Source organism: Streptomyces sp. NPDC007856, from assembly GCF_042868225.1.
In the GTDB taxonomy this organism is placed as follows: domain Bacteria; phylum Actinomycetota; class Actinomycetes; order Streptomycetales; family Streptomycetaceae; genus Streptomyces.
This window is the reverse complement of the sequence record NZ_JBIAEC010000101.1, coordinates 1-1,945: the sequence shown is the minus strand read 5'-3', so window position 1 is coordinate 1,945 and position 1,945 is coordinate 1. Positions and strand designations below refer to the sequence as shown.

Sequence of the window (1,945 nt, the reverse complement as noted above, 5' to 3'; positions counted from 1 at the left end):
CAAGCAACGGGCCAGGCACCACGACGTCGGCAAGACCGTCAAACGCGCCGAATCAATCAAGGAACACCAAGCCCAGCGAGGTTAAACGCCAAGCTTAGGGCTTGCCGGGAATCAATACGTCGGTTTGATCTTGGTTCTGTCGGGGTCGAGGAACCTGGCGACGTCTTCCCGTCTGAGGAAACGGGCTGTTGAGGCGGGGAGATGGATACCATGGGCTTCCAGGAGCGGGCGGACGTCTTTCACTGCGCGGCTGATGGTCATGGCGGTGGAGTTGAAGAGCTGGCCCAGGAGGTCCATGGTCGCGAGTTTTCGCAGGTGGAGCACGGTGACCAGGACCCGGTCGGCTGAGGTGAGCTTGGCTTTGGCACCTGCGCCAGGGGCCACCAGGCGCTCATGGCCCCGACGTGTGCGGAGCACTTGCTCGCGTTGAACCTCCATCGCTGGCGTCAACGAGTCGATGAGCTCGTTGAGCTGCCGGCGGGTCATCCCGGTCAACTCCGGGTCCTGGAGCGAACGCCGCGTGAGGCGAGTCGGTCTGTCCGCCAGGGCCTCGTCCGGTGTGCTGCCGGTGGTCGCCGCGGGCATCGGACGCTGAGGGTGGAGGGTGTAGTTCCAGTCGCCGTGGAAGCGATGGCGAGTGATGGGCAGGGCGGCGATCTCGTCGTCGCTGATGCGGATGCCGGTAGGGTACTCCCCGCTGTCGAGTTCGGCATGGATGGTGAGGCCGGTGCGGCTGGTGGTCGCGGCGATGGTTTGGAGCATGACTTCATGGCTGGTCAGGGGTCTGCCGCGCCAGTTCATGGTGATGTGGGAGAACAGCCGGTGCTCGATCTTGTTCCACTTCGAGGTGCCGGGCGGAAGGTGACACAGGCGTGATCTCAAGGCCGGTCTCGGCAGCGAGGTCGGCGAGCTGGGTCTTCCAGCCGCGGGTGCGGTAGCCGTTGGAGCCCCCGCCGTCGGCGGTGATTAACAGTCGGCGGGCGCGGGGGTAGTCGTGCCGGCCGCGGGCCTGCCACCAGCGCCGGATCGAGGCGACGGCGAACGCCGCGGTGTCGTGATCGGTGCCGATGCTGACCCAACCGGTGTTCGCCGCCATGTCGTAGATTCCGTACGGAATTGCTTTCTCGGCCTGGCCGGGGAAGTCGTGCGTCTTGACCCTCACCGGCTGCCCTGCGGGTCGCCATTCGTGCCCGGCGTTCTTGTAGTCGCCGATCAGCTCCTTCTTCTTGCTGTCCACGCTGATCACCGGGTCACCGGCGTCCCTGTGGTCTCGTGCCTGTTCATTGAGGTAGCGGAACTGGGCGTCCCTGTCGGGGTGCTGAGCACCCTCGATGGTCTTGGCGTTGGCCTGCAGATTGAAGCCTTCCTCCCGCAGCAGGCCGGCGACCGTGTCGGCGGAGACCCGGTGGCCCTGCCGGGTCAGCTCCGCTGCCAGCTTCCGGGTCGACTTCGTCGTCCAGCGCAGCGGCGACATCGGATCGCCCCGCTCGTCGGGCTCGACCAACGCAAGCAGCGCCGGCCGCAGCCCCGCATCCAGCTCGGTCGCCTTCTTCCGGCCCCCACCAGGACGACGGACCCGCCCCAACGGAGCCTGGCCAGACTCCAGTTCAGCCACTCCGCGCGAAACCGTGCCCTCCCGAACCCCGGCCGCAGCAGCGACGAGCCTGATCCCACCATGCCCCAGCGACCGCGCTTCCGCCCCTATGGCCAGCCGACGCTGACGCTCGTCCAGATGCGGCCACAACACCTGTAACTTCGCAGCCAGGACGGCCTCGATCCCCTCCGGTCTCCCATACCAAAACAACGAGTCCCAGAGCCGGAAGCCACGACTTGTTTCCCGGCAAGCCCTTAGCTTGGCGTTTAACCTCGCTGGGCTTGGTGTTCCTTGATTGATTCGGCGCGTTTGACGGTCTTGCCGACGTCGTGGTGCCTGGCCCGTTGCTTG

Annotated in this window: 1 pseudogene; it reads right to left on the bottom strand. The window is 66.1% G+C overall.

Going from position 1 to position 1,945, the window contains the following annotated elements:
- Nucleotides 1-111 precede the first annotated feature (111 nt).
- Nucleotides 112-1,765 (bottom strand): annotated as a pseudogene (locus ACFYOH_RS44725) (ISAzo13 family transposase).
- Between the last annotated feature and the right edge of the window lie 180 nt (nucleotides 1,766-1,945).